13 protein-coding genes are annotated in these 16,882 nt (G+C 73.0%); 7 read left to right on the top strand and 6 right to left on the bottom strand.

Features of this window, described 5'->3' with window-relative positions; genetic code table 11:
* Window positions 1-399: 399 nt before the first annotated feature.
* Together ACQCO7_RS07230 and ptsP are read left to right on the top strand one after the other, a co-directional pair.
* Window positions 400-849, top strand: coding sequence for a PTS sugar transporter subunit IIA (locus tag ACQCO7_RS07230; protein WP_010360568.1), 450 nt, complete (start codon window positions 400-402; stop codon window positions 847-849).
* A 99-nt stretch (window positions 850-948) separates the two neighbouring features.
* Entirely contained in the window at window positions 949-2,619 is a 1,671-nt protein-coding gene (ptsP, locus tag ACQCO7_RS07235) for a phosphoenolpyruvate--protein phosphotransferase (protein ID WP_464071036.1), read from the top strand.
* Between the two features lie 87 nt (window positions 2,620-2,706).
* Here the strand turns inward: ptsP and ACQCO7_RS07240 are convergent, their stop codons facing one another.
* Entirely contained in the window at window positions 2,707-3,603 is an 897-nt protein-coding gene (locus tag ACQCO7_RS07240; protein WP_464071037.1) for a hypothetical protein, read from the bottom strand.
* A 28-nt stretch (window positions 3,604-3,631) separates the two neighbouring features.
* Complete coding sequence (locus tag ACQCO7_RS07245) at window positions 3,632-4,906, bottom strand: MFS transporter (protein ID WP_464071038.1); 1,275 nt, start codon at window positions 4,904-4,906, stop codon at window positions 3,632-3,634.
* Window positions 4,907-4,951: 45 nt separating this feature from the next.
* Here ACQCO7_RS07245 and ACQCO7_RS07250 point away from each other — a divergent pair, with 45 nt between their 5' ends.
* The gene (locus ACQCO7_RS07250) at window positions 4,952-6,271 is read left to right on the top strand and encodes an aminotransferase class I/II-fold pyridoxal phosphate-dependent enzyme (protein ID WP_464071039.1); all 1,320 of its coding nucleotides are present in this window, start codon (window positions 4,952-4,954) and stop codon (window positions 6,269-6,271) included.
* A gap of 21 nt (window positions 6,272-6,292) precedes the next feature.
* Here ACQCO7_RS07250 and ACQCO7_RS07255 read toward each other — a convergent pair whose 3' ends face one another.
* The gene (locus ACQCO7_RS07255) at window positions 6,293-8,260 is read right to left on the bottom strand and encodes an acetoacetate--CoA ligase (RefSeq protein WP_464071040.1); all 1,968 of its coding nucleotides are present in this window, start codon (window positions 8,258-8,260) and stop codon (window positions 6,293-6,295) included.
* Between the two features lie 179 nt (window positions 8,261-8,439).
* Here ACQCO7_RS07255 and ACQCO7_RS07260 point away from each other — a divergent pair, with 179 nt between their 5' ends.
* Entirely contained in the window at window positions 8,440-10,824 is a 2,385-nt protein-coding gene (locus tag ACQCO7_RS07260) for a glycoside hydrolase family 31 protein (RefSeq protein WP_464071041.1), read from the top strand.
* On the opposite strand, the gene ACQCO7_RS07265 is transcribed toward ACQCO7_RS07260, so the two are convergent.
* Together ACQCO7_RS07265 and ACQCO7_RS07270 are read right to left on the bottom strand one after the other, a co-directional pair.
* Window positions 10,815-11,351, bottom strand: coding sequence for an NUDIX domain-containing protein (locus tag ACQCO7_RS07265; protein WP_464071042.1), 537 nt, complete (start codon window positions 11,349-11,351; stop codon window positions 10,815-10,817). The two genes, ACQCO7_RS07260 and ACQCO7_RS07265, sit on opposite strands and share 10 nt — an antisense overlap.
* A 47-nt stretch (window positions 11,352-11,398) precedes the next feature.
* Window positions 11,399-12,199 (bottom strand): M15 family metallopeptidase, encoded by an 801-nt coding sequence (locus tag ACQCO7_RS07270; RefSeq protein WP_464071043.1) that lies wholly within the window; start codon window positions 12,197-12,199, stop codon window positions 11,399-11,401.
* Window positions 12,200-12,292: 93 nt separating this feature from the next.
* On the opposite strand from ACQCO7_RS07270, the gene ACQCO7_RS07275 reads away from it, so the two are divergent.
* From ACQCO7_RS07275 to glpK, 3 genes are all read left to right on the top strand, one after another.
* Entirely contained in the window at window positions 12,293-12,739 is a 447-nt protein-coding gene (locus ACQCO7_RS07275) for a Zn-ribbon domain-containing OB-fold protein (protein ID WP_464071044.1), read from the top strand.
* A complete protein-coding gene (locus ACQCO7_RS07280) occupies window positions 12,736-13,926 on the top strand; it encodes a lipid-transfer protein (RefSeq protein ID WP_464071045.1) in 1,191 nt (396 codons plus the stop codon). Before ACQCO7_RS07275 ends, ACQCO7_RS07280 begins: the two co-directional genes overlap by 4 nt.
* Before the next feature lie 431 nt (window positions 13,927-14,357).
* Complete coding sequence (glpK, locus tag ACQCO7_RS07285) at window positions 14,358-15,860, top strand: glycerol kinase GlpK (RefSeq protein WP_464071046.1); 1,503 nt, start codon at window positions 14,358-14,360, stop codon at window positions 15,858-15,860.
* A 67-nt stretch (window positions 15,861-15,927) separates the two neighbouring features.
* Here glpK and ACQCO7_RS07290 read toward each other — a convergent pair whose 3' ends face one another.
* Complete coding sequence (locus ACQCO7_RS07290; RefSeq protein ID WP_464071047.1) at window positions 15,928-16,533, bottom strand: GTP-binding protein; 606 nt, start codon at window positions 16,531-16,533, stop codon at window positions 15,928-15,930.
* Between the last annotated feature and the right edge of the window lie 349 nt (window positions 16,534-16,882).

The following is a 16,882-nucleotide window of genomic DNA, read 5'->3' on the forward strand; positions in this document are numbered from 1 at the left end:
GATTTCCTCGGTGCTTTCCAGGTTCCCGCTTTTGTTTCGCGGTTTCCTTTCCGGCGGTTCCGACTTTATCAGGTTCTCCGGGCCCCTCTGACCACCGTTCTGCGAGCATGCAGAAGGGATCCTCAGGAAAAGGAGTCTGAACCAGTTGGAAGCTACTCGGAGTGGTACGCGAGACCGCGTCACTCACCCTCAAGCAGGGGTACGACTGTACACGCGGCGCCAGACGGCACGCAAATCGATTAGGGTCAGGTCTGGACCAGTGGTCTAGACCACGAATCGGGAACTCTCGTGCGGAACTGGTACTTCATATGACATACGCTGCTGCACAGTGCGCTGCCGGAGACAGGCAGTGACGGTCCATGTACAGCTCCATCCCCTCCACCCTCTGGGAGGCACTCCGTGACCACCGTGACGTCCCCGCTCGCAGGACGCGCCATCGGACTGGCCGCCGTGCCGGATCCGGTCTTCTCCGGTGCCATGGTCGGCCCGGGTACAGCGATCGACCCGGTGCGTGAGCCCTCCGAGGCCGTCGCTCCCGTGGACGGTGTCGTGGTCTCTCTCCACCCGCACGCGTTCGTGGTGGTGGACGCCGAAGGACACGGTGTCCTCGTCCACCTCGGCATCGACACCGTGCAGCTCAATGGGCAGGGCTTCGATCTGCTGGTGAACAAGGGCGACACCGTCACGCGCGGACAGGCGGTCGTGCGCTGGAACCCGGCGGCCGTGGAAGAGGCCGGCAAGTCCCCCGTGTGCCCGGTGGTGGCGCTGGAGGCCACGGCCGACTCCCTCGGTGACGTACGCGAGGATGGCGATGTGAAGTCCGGGGACGTTCTGTTCTCCTGGCAGTGACACAACAGCAGTGACACACCGGCTGTAGGCCGACGGCCGGTGGACAGGCACGACCATCGCGGCGGCGCGCGTGCCGTCGCAACTATCGGAGACGGTGAGATGGAGACAACGCTGCGAGGCGTCGGTGTGAGCCACGGTGTGGCGATCGGCCAGGTACGGCACATGGGGACGGCGGTCCTGGAACCGCCCGCCAAGCAGATCCCGGCCGACGAGGCGGAGCGCGAGCAGGGCCGCGCCCGCCAGGCCGTGGACGCGGTGGCGGCCGATCTGACCGCGCGCGGCAACCTGGCCGGCGGCGAGGCCCAAGCAGTCCTCGAAGCGCAGGCGATGATGGCGCAGGACCCCGAGCTGATGGCCGACGTGGACCGACGGATCGCCGTCGGCAGCACGGCCGAGCGTGCCGTGTACGACGCCTTCGCCTCGTACCGCGAGCTGCTCGCGGGTGCTGGGGAGTACCTCGCCGGGCGGGTGGCCGACCTCGACGACGTACGGAACCGGATCGTCGCGCGGCTGCTGGGGGTGCCGATGCCCGGTGTGCCGGACAGTGATGAGCCGTACGTGCTGGTGGCGCGGGATCTGGCGCCGGCCGACACGGCGTTGCTGGATCCGGCGCTGGTGCTCGGGTTCGTGACCGAGGAGGGCGGGCCCACCAGTCACAGCGCGATTCTGGCGCGGGCGCTCGGGGTGCCGGCCGTGGTGGCGTTGCCGGGAGCCGGGGAGCTGGCCGAGGGCACGGTGATCGCCGTGGACGGGAGTTCCGGTGAGGTCTTCGTGGAGCCGGGTGAGGAGCGGAAGGCGGAGCTGACGGCCGCTGCCGCCGCACGGAAGGCCGCGCTGGCCGCGTCGACGGGTCCGGGGCTGACCGCCGACGGGCACAAGGTGCCGTTGCTGGCGAACGTCGGTGGTCCGGCGGACGTGCCGGCCGCTGTGGAGGCGGGCGCGGAGGGCGTCGGGCTGTTCCGTACGGAGTTCCTGTTCCTGGACGACAGCAAGAAGGCTCCGTCGCGGGAGAAGCAGGTCGAGGCGTACCGGCAGGTGCTGGAGGCGTTTCCCGAGGGCCGGGTCGTCGTGCGGGTGCTGGACGCGGGTGCGGACAAACCGCTGGACTTCCTGACGCCGGCCGACGAGCCGAACCCGGCGTTGGGTGTGCGGGGGCTGCGGTCGCTGTTGGAGCACCCCGATGTGCTGCGGACGCAGCTGGCGGCGTTGGCGGAGGCCGCCGAGGGGTTGCCGGTGCATCTTGAGGTGATGGCGCCGATGGTGGCGGACCGGGCGGACGCGAAGGCGTTCGCGGACGCGTGCCGTGCGGCGGGGCTGCGGGCGAAGTTCGGGGCGATGGTGGAGATCCCTTCGGCGGCGTTGCGGGCGCGGTCGATCCTGCGGGAGGTCGAGTTCCTGTCGCTGGGCACGAACGACCTGGCGCAGTACACGTTCGCCGCCGACCGGCAGGTGGGTGCGGTCTCCCGGCTCCAGGATCCGTGGCAGCCGGCGCTGCTGGACCTGGTCGCGCTGTCCGCGGAGGCGGCGCGGGCCGAGGGCAAGAGCTGTGGCGTCTGTGGTGAGGCCGCGGCGGATCCGCTGCTCGCGTGTGTGCTGACCGGTCTGGGGGTCACCTCGCTCTCGATGGGGTCGGCTTCGATTCCTTATGTGCGGGCGGCGTTGGCGAAGCACACACTGGCGCAGTGCGAGCGGGCCGCGGCGGCGGCGCGGGCGACGGACAGTGCCGAGGAGGCGCGGGCCGCGGCTCAGGCGGTGCTGTCGGGCGAGTAGTCGAGGGGCCTGCTCCTCTGGTCCGGGTTCAGGGGCGTCCCGCCTTCGGGTGGGGCGCCCCTGGCGTCGTCCGGTGTCCTGTTCTGGTCAGTGGTGGTGGTCGGTCGGGGGCAGGGGGTCGTCTCCGAGGTCGGGCGGAGCGCAGTAGTCGACGTCGGACTCGGGGGAGATCAGGTCGCCGGACTCGGCGTCGGTGCAGTAGGCGTCGAAGACCTCGGCGGCGGTGAGGGGTTCGAGGTCCTCGCCGCGCAGGCGCCAGCCGTGGACGCGGTCGCGGGTGCCGGGGGCGGTGACGCGCAGGACGAGTCCGCCGGGGCTGTGGGTGGCGATGCCGAGGGCCAGGATCGTGGTGAACTCCAGGGCTTCGGTCTCGTCGAGCCGGGTGGTGCCGTCGGGGACGGATTCGGCGTGCAGGACGGCGATGAGGGTTTCGGGTGCGGTGGAGACGCTGCACACGAGGTGGCGGTGGCCGGGTGGTGCGCTGTCGAGGATGCGGGTGAGGAGGGCGGAGGCGCGGGTGAAGGCGGCGCGGCCGATGTCCTCGCCGCAGGAGGCGCAGGCGCCGAGGCGGGCGAGGAGTGTCGCGGCGTACTCCCAGGTGGCGCGGCGGACGGCTTCGTCGACGAGGGTGGGGACGAGGTCGGCGAGGGGTCCGCCGTCGTAGGCGACGATGGGGCCGGTGGCGGCGAGTTCGGCCGTGTAGCGGCCTCGGGTCTGGGGGGTATCGGGGTCGAGGCCGTGGTCGGCGCAGTATTCGGCGTAGTCCTGGGGGTCGAAGAGGGCGAGGCTGGTGTGGGTGCCTTCGGCTGCGCGGGTCTTGAGGACGGCTTCGACCTGGCGGAGGTAGGTGGTGTGGTCGTCGAAGGTGAAGGTGCGGTAGCGGCGCATGGCGCGGAAGTCGTGTTCGTCGGTGAGGAGGCCGATGGTGCCGGCGATCTCGCGGCGCAGGTCCCGGCGCAGGGTCCGCTGGTCGGTGTGGGTCATGGTTTCCCCCTGTGTACAGAGCGTTCGATCAATGCTCACTCACAGTAACCGGCGGCACTGACAACGGGGTCCGCGCGAGCCTGGCTCGTACGAGTCGGTGCTGAATTCCGCAGGTCAGGGCGATGACGGTGCCGAATGCGGCCCAGCCGAGGGGGCCGGTGGCGATGGCGGCGGTGACGGCGAGTGGTCCGACGGCGCGCTGGGCGGACTGGGCGAGGCCGTGGACGCCGAGGTAGGCGCCCTGGGCGGTGTCGGGGGCGAGGGCGACGGAGAGTTCCCAGGAGACGGTGGCGTGGAGGATCTCGGCGAGGGTGAAGGCGGTGGCCGCGGCGGTGAGGAGCAGGGTCGCGGTAACGGCGCCGCCGCTCGCGGCCAGGGCCATGGCGGCGCCGCCTGCGGCGAAGGCGGCCGAGAGCGGGAGGAGGAGGGCGCGGGCGGCGGCGGTGGTCGCGCCGAAGCGGGCCATGGGCACCTGGAGGGCCACGACGAGGACGTTGTTGAGGACCATGAGCAGAGGTGCGAGGCCGTGCGGTGCGGTGTCGAGGTGGACGATCCACAGCGGGAGGCCGACCTTGAAGACGGCGTCGTCGAGGAAGAGGACGGCTTCGGTGGCGACGTACGCGAGATAGGTGCGGTCGCGCCAGGGGCCTCGGGGCCGGGGCGGCTGCGCCGGGGTGCCGGAGCCGGCGACGGTGCGGGCGGGTGAGGCGGGCTCGCCGCAGCGCAGGGTGAGCAGGGCGACGGCGGTGAAGGAGAGGGCGTCGCCGAGGAGGAGCCAGCGGTAGGCGGCGGTGCCGCCGAGGGCGAGGCCGGCTGCTGCCACGAGGCCGCCGATGGCCCAGCCGGCGTTGGCGACGGTGCGCTGGACGGCCTGGTAGCGGATGCGGTCGGGGCCGGCGACGCGGGTGGCGTAGAGCTTGGTGAGGACGCTGCTCGCGCGGTCGCCGAAGCCGCCGAGCGCGGTGAGGGCGAGGAGGAGGGCGAAGTGGTCGGTGGTGAGGAGGCCGAAGGAGGCTACGGCGCGCAGGAGTTGGACGGCGACGAGGACGCAGGTGAGCGGGAAGCGGTCGGCGAGCAGGCCGCCGCTGGGGGCGCCGGCGATACCGAGGGCTCCGGCGACGGCGGCGAGGGTGCCGACCTCGGTGAGGGAGAGGTGGGCGACGTAGGTGAAGTACAGGACGGAGACGGTGGCCCACAGCCCGCTGCCGATGCGGTCGACGAGGGCGATGACGACCATGCGGCGGCCGTCGGGTCCGCCGGGTATGCGGGGTTCTCCGGTGGTTTTTCGACGCGTCAGCGCCACGATTCCCCCTTGCGTCATTTTTTGTATTGATACATAATGCCGAATGTGGCAACACAATATGCGATCACAGGGACGACGGCCAAGGAGATTGCCGCGTCCGTGGAACGGGGCGTGTCCGACGGCTCCTTGGGGCCGGGCGCCGCGCTGCCCCCGGTGCGGCGGCTCGCGGACGGCCTCGGGGTGAGCCCCGGGACGGTCGCCACCGCCTACAAGGAGCTCCGCGCGCGAGGCATCGTCGTGACCCGGGGGCGGGGCGGGACGGTGGTGGCGGAGGTGCCGTCGGTGGCGCCGCGCCGTCCGCCGAAGGTCCCGGAGGGCCTGCGAGACCTCGCCGGCGGCCATCCCGACCCCGCGCTGCTCCCCGGTCTGGTGCCGCCCTCGCGCCTCTCCCCCGGCGCCCGCTCCCACCGCTCGATGCCGAGGCTGGCCCGCCTCGAAGAAGCCGTACGGGACTGGCTCGCGCCGGACGGTGTGCCGGTGGAGCACGTGACGTTCGCGCACGGGGCGCTCGACCTGATCGCCCGGCTGCTCTCCGTGGAGCTGCGTCCCGGCGACGCCGTCGCCATGGAGGACCCCGGGTACCACCACCTCCTGGACCTGGTCGCCGCCCTGGGCCTGCGGGTCGTGCCCGTCGCCGTGGACGACGAGGGGGTGCGGCCCGAGGCGCTGGAGGCGGCGTTGCGCGCGGGGGTGCGGGCGGTGGTGTGCAGCCCTCGCGCGCAGAACCCGTACGGCGGGTCCTTCACGCGTGCGCGCAGGGACGCGCTGGCCGGGATGCTGCGTACGGCGCCGGACGTGCTGGTCGTGGAGAACGACCACGCCTCCGAGGTGGCCGGTGCTCCGTTGTGGACGCTCACCGACGGCGGGCCCGCGCGCTGGGTGCACGTGCGGACGGTGAGCAAGTTCCTCGGCACCGACCTCAGATGGGCGGCGGCGGCCTGTGACGCGACGACGCTGGCCCGGCACGACGGGCGGCTGCTGCTGACCTCGGGCTGGGTGAGTCACCTGCTCCAGGAGACCGTGCACGGTCTGATGACCGACGACGCGACGCGCGCCCTCGTCACGCGTGCGCGCGAGGCGTACGCGCTGCGCCGGACGGTGTTGCTGCGGGAGCTGTCCGCGCGCGGGATCGCCGCGCACGGCGTGAGCGGGATGAACGTGTGGGTGCCCGTGCGTGACGAGTCGGCGGTCGTCAACGGGCTGCGCTCGCGCGGCTGGTGGGTCGCGGCCGGGGCCCGGTTCCGGCTGGCGGCCGGGCCGGGCGTCCGGATCTCGGTGGCCGGCCTCGAACCCGCTGACGGGGCGCTGCTGGCCGCGGACTTCGCCGGGGTCCTGGGCGAGTCCGAGGCCACCTACGGGGGCTGAGAGGGGCCGTCAGGGGCTTTCTCAGGCCCGTTTGCGGGCGAGGTCCTCGTAGAAGCCCAGCAGGTCGAGGTTGTCGATGGAGCCCGGGTTGACGGCCTTCTCCAGCGGGGTGCCCTGGAGGAGGCGTTTGACGGGGACCTCGATGCGCTTGCCGGTGAGGGTGTGCGGGATGCCGGGGACCTCGATGACCTCGTCCGGGACGTGGCGCGGGGAGAGCTGTTCGCGGATGGTGCCGCGGATGCGGCCGAGGAGGGCCTCGTCGAGGACGGAGCCGGGTGTCAGGTGCACGAAGAGCGGCATCCAGTAGCCGCCGTCGGCCTGTTCGACGCCGATGACCAGGGATTCCCTGATCTCGGGGAGGCGTTCGACGACCTCGTAGATGTCGGCGGAGCCCATCCGTACGCCCTGCCGGTTGAGCGTGGAGTCGGAGCGGCCGTGGATGACGACCGACCCGCGCGCGGTGACGGTGATCCAGTCGCCGTGCCGCCAGACGCCGGGGTAGGTGTCGAAGTAGCTGCCGTGGTAGCGGCTGCCGTCGGGGTCGTTCCAGAAGCGGATCGGCATGGACGGCATGGGGTTGGTGACGACGAGTTCGCCGACCTCGTCGATCACGGGCCGTCCCTGGGGATCCCACGCCTGGAGGTCGGTGCCGAGGCCGGGCGCCTGGAGTTCGCCCGTGTACACCGGGAGCGTGGGGACGGCGCCGGCGAAGCAGGAGCACACGTCGGTGCCGCCGCTGACGGAGGCGATCCAGGTGTCGGCGCCGACCTCGTCGTGCAGCCAGCGGAAGCCGTCCGGGGGCAGCGGGGAGCCGGTGGTGGCGACGCACTGCACGCGCGTGAGGTCGTAGTCGCGCGCGGGGTGCACGCCGGCCTTGCGGCAGGCCATCACGTACGCAGCCGACGTGCCGTAGAGGGTGGCGCCGGTACGTTCGGCGACGCGCCACTGCGCGCCCGTGTCGGGGTACCCGGGGCTGCCGTCGTACAGGACGACCGTCGTGCCCGTGAGGAGGCCGGAGAGCAGGAAGTTCCACATCATCCAGCCGGTGGACGTGAACCAGAACAGGACGTCCTCGGGGCCGAGGTCGCAGTGCAGGCCGAGCTGTTTGAGGTGCTCGACGAGGATGCCGCCCTGGGACTGGACGATGGCCTTGGGCAGGCCGGTCGTGCCGGAGGAGTACAGGACCCACAGGGGGTGGTCGAAGGGGACCTGTTCGAAGACGGGATCCTCGTCGCCGTCCGTGAGGGAGGCCCAGTCGAGGGCTCCCTCGGGCGTGTCGGTGCCCAGGAGCGGGATGTGGACGACCGCGCGCACGGTGGGCAGTTCGCGGCGCAGTTCGGCGACGGTCTCGCGGCGGTCGTGCTCCTTGCCGCCGTAGCGGTAGCCGTCGACGGTGAACAGGACGACCGGTTCGACCTGCTGGAACCGGTCGAGGACGCTGCGGGCGCCGAAGTCGGGGGCGCAGGAGGTCCATACGGCGCCCACGGCGGCCGTGGCGAGCAGAGCGACCGCCGCCTGCGGAACGTTCGGGAGATAGCCGCTCACGCGGTCTCCCGGGCGTACTCCGAGGCGGCGCAGGGCGGCGGCCAGGGAGCCGACCTGGCGGCGCAGCTCGGACCAGGTGACCGGGCGGGGCTCGTGGGTCTCGTCGACGTGCAGGAGGGCCGGTTCGTCCGGGCGGGCGGCGGCGTGACGCAGGGCGTGTTCGGCGTAGTTGAGGGTGGCGCCGGGGAACCACCGGGCTCCGGGCATCGAACGGTCGCCGAGCACGCGCGCGTAGGGCGTCGAGAAGCGGACGTCGAACCATTCGGTGACGGCCGTCCAGAACGCCTCGGGTTCGGCGACCGACCACGCGTGCAGGGCGGGGTAGCCGCCGTCGGCGGGTGCGCCGTGCTGCCGCGCCGCCCAGGTCTGGAACTTCGTGACCTTCGCGCGGGCGATACGCTCGGCGTCCGGCCGCCAGAGCGGCCGAGGGTTCGAGGTCGACATGGGGCGGCTCCCGGGCGGTGCGCGTGAGGGCGGCGGCTGACACGGACGATGCCATGTGATCGACTTCAGCACCAGGGTGCGCTCCGCCGCGGCGGTGTCGTGACGTCGTGACCCCGTCGCGGGTGAACGGAAGTTGAACGGCACGCGCGCGGGAAGCGGCAAATGGCAGGGTGAGCAGCATGAACGGTCGTGACCTGGTGCGTTCGATGAAAGTGGTCGGTTCGGTGGGGGCGGCCCAGAGGTTGCGCACCGTACGCGCGGCGTGGCGCAGGAGGCGCGCGGACGCCTCGGGGCTGCCGCCGAGGAGCGCGGAGCGGGCGCGGGTGCCCGGGCCCGTGCGGGAGGCGCGGCCGGGGCCCGGCGGGGGCGTCGTGCGGTTCGAGCGGTCCGAGCTGCGGATCATGGTCGCGGTCAACGGGGCGGTGTTCTGGGGCTGGGACGGCGCGGAGCCGGAGCCGTCGTACGCGCTCGCGGGGACGCCCGAGCCCGACCCGCGCGCGGTGCTGGAGCCCGACAAGGACGGCGGGTGGCGGGTGGTCGCCGAGCGGGCGACGGTCTCGGTGTCGCGGCACGGCGCGATCGAGGTGTGCACGCCCGGGGGCGTGGTGCTGCGGCGCGACCTGCCGCCGCGCTGGTGGGAGCCGGTGGACGGGGGGACCGCGCGCTGGATGCAGCGTTCGGAGGTGGCGGCGGACGCGCGGTTCTTCGGGCTGGGCGGGCGCGCGGGCGGGCCGCGCCTGCGCGCGGGGACGTACCGGCTGTGGAACACCGACCCGGGCGGCTCGTTCGGGCCCGGGGACGATCCGCTGTACCTGACGATGCCGGTGCAGGTGGTCGTCGCGGACGCGGGCACACACCTGGTGTTCCACGACACGTCCTGGGACGGCACGGTGACGCTCCGGGAGGGCGAGGAGGGGGCCGGTTCGGGGCACGACCGGGCGGGGTCGTGCGAGGTGCGGGCGGAGGGCGGTCCGCTGCGCTGCTGGGTCGTCGTCGGCACTCCCGCGCGCGTGCTGCTCGGCTGGGCGTCGCTGACGGGCGCGCCCGCGCTGCCGCCGTCCTGGGCGCTCGGGTACCACCACGCGCGCTGGGGCTTCGGCAGCGAGCGGGAGGTACGGCGGGTCGTCGCCGGCTACCGGGAGCACGGGCTGCCGCTGGACGCGGTCCACCTGGACATCGACCACTTCGACGGCCATCAGGTGTTCACGGTCGACCAGGAGCGCTTCCCGAAGCTCCCGCAGCTCGCGCAGGAGCTGCGGCGGGACGGGGTGCGGCTGGTGTCGATCGTCGACCCGGCCGTGCGCGCGGAGCCCGGCAACGAGGTGTACGACGCGGGGACGGCCCTGGACGCGTTCGTGCGGGACGCCTCCGGGCGGGTCGTGCGGGGCGTCGTGTGGCCCGGGGAGTCGGTGTTCCCGGACTTCACGCACGCGCGGGTGCGCGCCTGGTGGGGCGAGCTGTACGCGGAGCGGCTGGCGCAGGGGTTCTCGGGGTTCTGGCACGACATGAACGAGCCGACGTCGTTCGCGGCCTTCGGGGACACGACGCTGCCCCGTTCGGCGCGGCACGACCTGGAGGGGCGCGGGGGCGACCATCGCGAGGCGCACAACGTGTACGCGCTGTGCATGGCCAGGGCGGGCTACGAGGGCCTGCGGGCGCTGGTCCCGGAGGAGCGGCCGTTCGTGTTCTCCCGGTCCGGCTGGGCGGGCCTGCAGCGGTACGGCGGGACCTGGTCGGGGGACGTCACCACGAGCTGGCCGGGGCTGCGGGCGTCGCTGGCGCTGGTGCTCGGTCTCGGCCTGTGCGGGATCCCGTACTCGGGCCCCGACGTCGGCGGCTTCGACGGGAGTCCCTCGCCGGAGCTGTACCTGCGCTGGTTCCAGCTCGGCGCGTATCTGCCGCTGTTCCGTACGCACGCGGCGATCAGGGCGGGGCGCCGGGAGCCGTGGGAGTTCGGTCCCGAGGTGCTGGCGCACGCGCGCGAGGCGCTGCTGGAGCGGCGCCGGCTGTCGCCGTACTTCGTGACGCTGGCGCATCTGGCGCGGCGTACCGGGGCTCCGTACGCGCGCCCCCTGTGGTGGGGCGCGCCGGAGGACCGGGCTCTGCGGGACTGCGAGGACGCGTTCCTGCTGGGCGACTGTCTGCTGGTCGCCCCCGTGCTGGGGCCGGGCGTGGACCGGCGCGCGGTGCAGCTGCCGAGGGGGCTCTGGTACGACACGGCGACGGAGCGCGCGTACGAGGGGCCGGGGCAGGTCCTGGTGGACGCGCCCGCGGGGCGGATCCCGGTGCTCGCGCGCGCGGGTGCGGTGATCCCGGTGCGGGGCGCGGACGGCGGCCTGGAGCTGGAGGTGTGGGCGCCCGCCCGGGGGCGGACGGGCGGCGGCCTGGTGGTGCGGGACGCGGGCGACGGCTGGGACGAGCCGGAGATCGAGCGGTACGTCACCCGTTGGGAGGGAGCGCGGGTCGTCGTCGAGCGGGAGAGCCGCGAGGACGAGGACGGTGCGCTCGAACCGTCCTGTCCGGTGCGGCTGCGGGGTCCGGGAGGGCCTTCGGCTCAGATGTAGCGGCCCTCGAAGAAGGCCTGTACGGCGATCGTGTGCAGCGGGAAGGCCAGTTCCTCGGGGCGCCGCAGGAGCTGCCAGCCGTCCGTCTCGTCGGTGGCGGCGGATGCCGGCAGGCGGTCGGCGGGGCGCTCGGGGAGCAGGCCGAACAGCAGGAGGTGGCCGTCGGGGGAGCTCATGGCGTCGGCTAGGCGGACGTCGCGGCTCGCCGCATCGATGCCCGTCTCCTCCTTGAGCTCGCGGATGACGGCGTGCTTCCAGTCCTCGCGGTCGTCGACGTAGCCGCCGGGCAGGGCGATGCCCCCGCGCGCGGGTTCGACGGTCCGCCTGATGACCACCAGGGCGGTGCCCTGGGTGTCGTACACGGGCTGGAGGGCGATGCCGACCGGCAGGGGGTTGCGGTAGTGCACGGTGGAGCAGGCCGGGCAGATGCGGGGCCAGCCGGTGACGCCCTCCCCGTAGGGGGCTCCGCAGCTCGAACAGTGGCTGTCCCGTGCGGAGTTCGAAGTGGTGTGCTGAGTTTGTGACACGCGGCGGACTGTATCTGATCGCGGGGAGGGCGTCTCGTCGACCGGTTTCAATCCCCCCTGGTGAGCGATGCGGTGGCCACCGGGAAGTCGAAGTACGTGTCCGGATAGGGCTCCGGCTTGAAGGTGTAGTGCCACCATTCCTCGGCGAGGTTCACGAAACCGAGGCTCTCCAGGGTGCTCTTCAGGAGCAGCCGGTTGGCGCGCTGGGCGCCCTGCACGCGCGGGTCGAGCGTGTGGGAGAGGGTGTCGAAACAGTCGAATCCGGTCCCCATGTCGACGGAGTTGTCGGGAAATCGCTCCCTTCGGGGCGCGTGACAGGACACCAGGGGTTCGCCGGGGACGTAGGGGCGGGTCGGGAACGCCGGGAGCTTCACGAGGGTGAGGTCCAGGGTGGAGCCCCGGCTGTGGCCGGACTTCTCGGCGATGTAACCGTCCGTGAAGAGGCGGGTCTTGTCGACCTCGGGGTAGAACTCGGCCTTCATCGCCTGGTCGTCGAGGTCCTCGGCCCAGCGCACGAAGTGGTCGACCGCGCGCTGCGGGCGGTAGCAGTCGTAGACCTTGAGGGTGTACCCCTTGCGCAGCAGGCGCGCCTGCGCGCGGTGGAGGGTCTCGGCGGCGGGGCGGGTGAGGATGCACAGGGGTTCGCGGTAGCCGTCGACGCGCTCGCCGACGAAGTTGTGGACGGTGGTGTAGCGCATCTCCTGGCGGATCGTCGGGTCGACCGCGCGCAGGGCGACGAAGTCGGCGGGAGCCTTCGGTTCGGTGGCGGCCGAGGCCGGGGTGGGGGCGAGGGCCGCGGCGAACAGGGCGGCCAGCGCGGTGAGGGCGGCGCGGAAGGGACGTCTCATGCCGTGCACACTTCCCCTGCCGGGCCCTGCCCATTTGCGGGCGGCCGTGACAGACTCCTGACGTTCCGTCAGATCGTGGTGCGGGGAGGCCGCATGGCACGCGTGCGCAGGCCCGCGGTGGACGGCTGGTTCACCGGGGACGGGGACGACTTCAGACTGCTCGGAACGCGCTGCGGCGCGTGCGCGTCGGTGTTCTTCCCCCGGGAGGACGTCCACTGCCGCAACCCCGGCTGCGAGGGCGGCGAGCTGGCCGAGGTGCCCCTCTCGCGGCGCGGCCGGGTCTGGTCGTACACCGACTGCCGCTACCGGCCGCCGTCACCCTACGTGAGCGACCGGGAACTTCCGTGGGAGCCGTACACGTTGGTCGCGGTAGAGCTGGAGGCGGAGCGGATGGTGGTGCTGGGGCAGGCGGCGCCCGGGGTGGGAGTGGGTGAGCTGGCGGTGGGGACGGAGGTCGAGGCGGTGGCGGGGGTGCTGAGCGAGGAACCCGGGACGGTGTGGACGACGTGGAACTGGCGGCCGGTGGAGGTGGGGTCATGACGGCGGAGGTGGCCGTGCTCGGCGCGGGCATGCACCCCTGGGGCAAGTGGGGGCGCGGCTTCACGGAGTACGGCGTGACGGCCGCGCGGGCGGCGCTCGCCGACGCGGGGCTCGACTGGCGGGACGTGGACGCGGTCGTCGGCGCGGACACGGTGCGCGGCGGCTATCCGGGGTTCGTCGCGGGGGCGACGTTCGCGCGGGCGCTGGGCTGGCAGGGCGCGCGCGTGACGAGCGTGTACGCGGCGTGCGCGTCCGGGGCCCAGGCCATCGACGTGGCGCGGGCGCGGATCCTCGCCGGGCTCTCCCGGGTGGTGCTGGTGGTGGGCGCCGACGCCGCGCCCAAGGGGTTCTTCCGCCCGGCCGGGGGCGACCGTCCGGACGACCCGGACTGGCTGCGCTTCCGGCTCCTCGGGGCGACGAACCCGGCCTACTTCGGCCTGTACGCGCGCAGGCGCATGGCCGTGTACGGCGACAGGCTGGAGGATTTCACCCGGGTCAAGGTGAAGAACGCGGCCCTCGGGGCGCTGAACCCGAACGCCCGCTACCGCGCGCGGGTGACGCCCGAGGAGGTCGAGGCGTCCCCCGTGGTCGCCGATCCGCTGCGGCTGCTGGACATCTGCGCGACCTCGGACGGCGGCGCGGCCCTGGTGCTGGCCGGGACGGAGTTCGCGCGCCGGCACAGCAGCCGCAGGCCGGTGCGCATCCGCGCGGTGTCGACGGTGACGCCCCGCTACCCCACGCGGGTGCTGGACCTGCCGGACATCGCCACCGACTCCGCGGCGGGCGCCGAACCGTCCGGCGAGACACTGCGGGCGTCCATCGCGCGGGCCGCGTACGAGGAGGCCGGCATCGGGCCCGGGGACCTGTCGCTGGCGGAGGTGTACGACCTGTCGACGGCCCTGGAACTCCAGTGGTACGAGGACCTCGGGCTGTGCGGCGAGGGCGAGGGCGCCAAGCTGCTGCGGGCCGGGGAGACGGCGCTCGGCGGCCGGACGCCGGTGAACGTCAGCGGCGGGCTGGCCTCCTTCGGGGAGGCGGTGCCGGCGCAGGCGATCGCCCAGGTCTGCGAGCTGACCTGGCAGTTGCGCGGCGAGGCCGGTGAACGGCAGGTGGCGGGCGCGCGCGTGGGGATCACCGCGAACCAAGGGCTGTTCGGACACGGGTCGGCGGTGGTGGCGGTGCGGTGAAGGGGTGCGATGTGGCCGGCCGGTCGTCCTGTCGCTCTCCACGGCCCTGTGCGGGCCCGGCAGCGTCGCCGGCCTCGTACACATCCCGTGCCCGCCTTCTTGACGGTCCCTCAGGGGCGGTGAAAACTTCCCGGTGTCGGGCGACATCGCCGTACATTCTCGGCGTGTCCCGGCATGCCGCCGTGTGGGCGCTGTCCGCACTCCCCCGATGCGACGGCACGCTCGTCACGGACACCGGGCGGGGAGCGGGAACCTGCCCAGGCCGGAGCACCGGGCCCGGGAGACGCCATGCGCAACGGAGAGGTCGGTACCGCCGGGGACCGGCGCGCGGGACGCCGTCCGAAGCGACGAGGAGCCGTCCTCCCCGCATGCCTCCGGCGGGAGTCACGCCGCCGGGATCGTCCGCAACGCGGCCCCCTGAGGAGGCAGCCATGACGGAGCGGTACGTCGCCGCGATCGACCAGGGCACCACGTCCAGCCGCTGCATCGTCTTCGACCACGACGGCGCGATCGTCGCCGTGGACCAGCGCGAGCACCGGCAGATCTTCCCGAAGCCCGGCTGGGTGGAGCACGACGCGACCGAGATCTGGGCGCGGACCCAGGCGGTGGTCGCCGGGGCGCTCGCCAAGGCGGGACTGCGGGCCGATCAGATCGCGGCCCTCGGGATCACGAACCAGCGCGAGACGACGGTCCTGTGGGATCGAGGAACGGGCAAACCCGTTCACAACGCGATCGTCTGGCAGGACACCCGCACCGCCGACCTCTGTACGCAACTCGGCGGAACGGACGGGCAGGATCGTTTCCGTGACCGCACCGGGCTGCCGCTCGCGAGCTACTTCTCGGGCCCCAAGGTCGCCTGGCTCCTGGAGCACGTCCCCGGACTGCGCGACCGCGCCGAACGCGGCGAGATCGCCTTCGGGACGATCGACTCCTGGCTGATCTGGAACCTCACCGGCGGCCCCGACGGCGGCCGGCACGTCACCGACGTCACCAACGCCGGCCGCACGATGCTGATGAACCTGGAGACCCTCCAGTGGGACCCCGTCCTGCTGGCCGCGATGGGCGTCCCCGAGGCCGTGCTCCCGGAGATCCGCTCCTCGGCCGAGGTGTACGGCACCGCCGTGGGCCAGTTGGCGGGCGTACCGGTCGCCTCCGCGCTGGGCGATCAGCACGCGGCCGTCTTCGGGCAGGCGTGCTACGCGGCGGGCGACGCGAAGAACACGTACGGCACCGGGAGCTTCCTGCTGCTCAACACCGGCAACCGGCCGGTGCCGTCGAAGCACGGGCTGCTGACGACGCTGGGCTACAAGATCGGCGGCGAGGCCCCGGTGTACTGCCTGGAGGGCTCGATAGCCATAACGGGCGCGCTCGTCCAATGGTTCCGCGACCAGCTCGGCATCATCCGCAGCGCCGACGAGATCGAGCCCCTCGCCGCGAGCGTCGAGGACAACGGCGGCGCCTACGTCGTACCCGCCTTCTCGGGGCTGTTCGCGCCGTACTGGCGGTCCGACGCACGCGGGGTCGTCACCGGTCTGACCCGGTACGTCACGAAGGCGCACCTCGCGCGCGCGGTGCTGGAGGCGACGAGCTGGCAGACGCGGGAGGTCGTGGACGCCATGCGGCAGGACTCCGGGGTCGCCATCACGTCCCTGAAGGTGGACGGCGGGATGACCCGCAACGGCCTGCTGATGCAGCATCAGGCGGACGTCCTGGACGTCCCGGTGATCCGCCCGCGCGTGTCGGAGACGACGTGCCTGGGAGCGGCGTACGCGGCCGGTCTCGCCACCGGCGTCTGGGACGGGCTCGACGAACTGCGCGCGCACTGGCGCGAGGACGCGCGCTGGACACCGGCCATGGACGCGTCCGTACGTGCGCGCGAGTACCGCAACTGGCGCCGCGCGGTGGACCGGAGCCTGGGCTGGCTGGAGGAGTGACACCCCCTCATGAACCGCGGCCCGTACCCCGGTCGGCGGGGGTACGGGCCGCTCAGGGCCGCACGGCTCAGGTCCCGACGGTGTGCCGGCGGCGCGTGCCGAAGTCCATCGCGTGCTGGACGACGCCGACGAGGATGTCCTTGACGGAGCGCCGGTCGCGCGCGTCGCACAGGAGGACCGGGATGCTGTCGTCCAGGTCGAGCGCCTGGCGGACCGCCTCGACCGGGTAACGGGCCGCGCCCTCGAAGCAGTTGACGCCGATGATGAACGGTATGGAGCGCCGTTCGAAGTAGTCGACGGCGGCGAAGCAGTCCTCCAGGCGGCGGGTGTCCGCGAGGACCACCGCGCCCAGCGCGCCCTCGGTCAGCTCGTCCCACATGAACCAGAACCGCTCCTGGCCGGGCGTCCCGAACAGGTACAGGGTGAGGTCCTCGCGCAGGGTGATGCGCCCGAAGTCCATGGCGACGGTGGTGGTGTTCTTGCTCTCCACCCCGGTGGTGTCGTCGACCGGGCGGCCGGCCTCGGTGAGGATCTCCTCGGTGCGCAGCGGCCTGATCTCGCTGACCGCGCCGACGAGGGTGGTCTTGCCGACGCCGAAGCCGCCGGCGACCAGGATCTTGAGCGTGACGGGCTCGACCGGCGGCTTCCCGCGCTCAGAACGCCCGAAGATCATCGTTCACTTCTCCTGCTTGCTGGGATGGGGGGAGGCGGTCGGCCGTGGCCCGCGCCGCCGGGTCTCTCGCTGCCGCCGGGTCCGACGACCGTGCCGAAGGGGTTCGTGGACCGGCCGAGGGCCGTCGCGGGGATCCGGGGACGGCTGCGCCGGGCGGCCTGCGCCGCGCCTGTACGACGCACGCGCGCGGGAGGGCGGTTCCGGAACCGTACAGGAGTCGTGGAGAAGGAGGGACCCGTAACGGGCGGGGAATCCCGGAGGCGGCCGGGAGGGCGTCGTACGGCCGTGTCGGGCACGCGCGCGCGGGGGCCGTGCCGGAGGCCCTCCAGGGGTGCTCCGACAGCGGCTG

The organism is Streptomyces saintjeani, assembly GCF_055409605.1.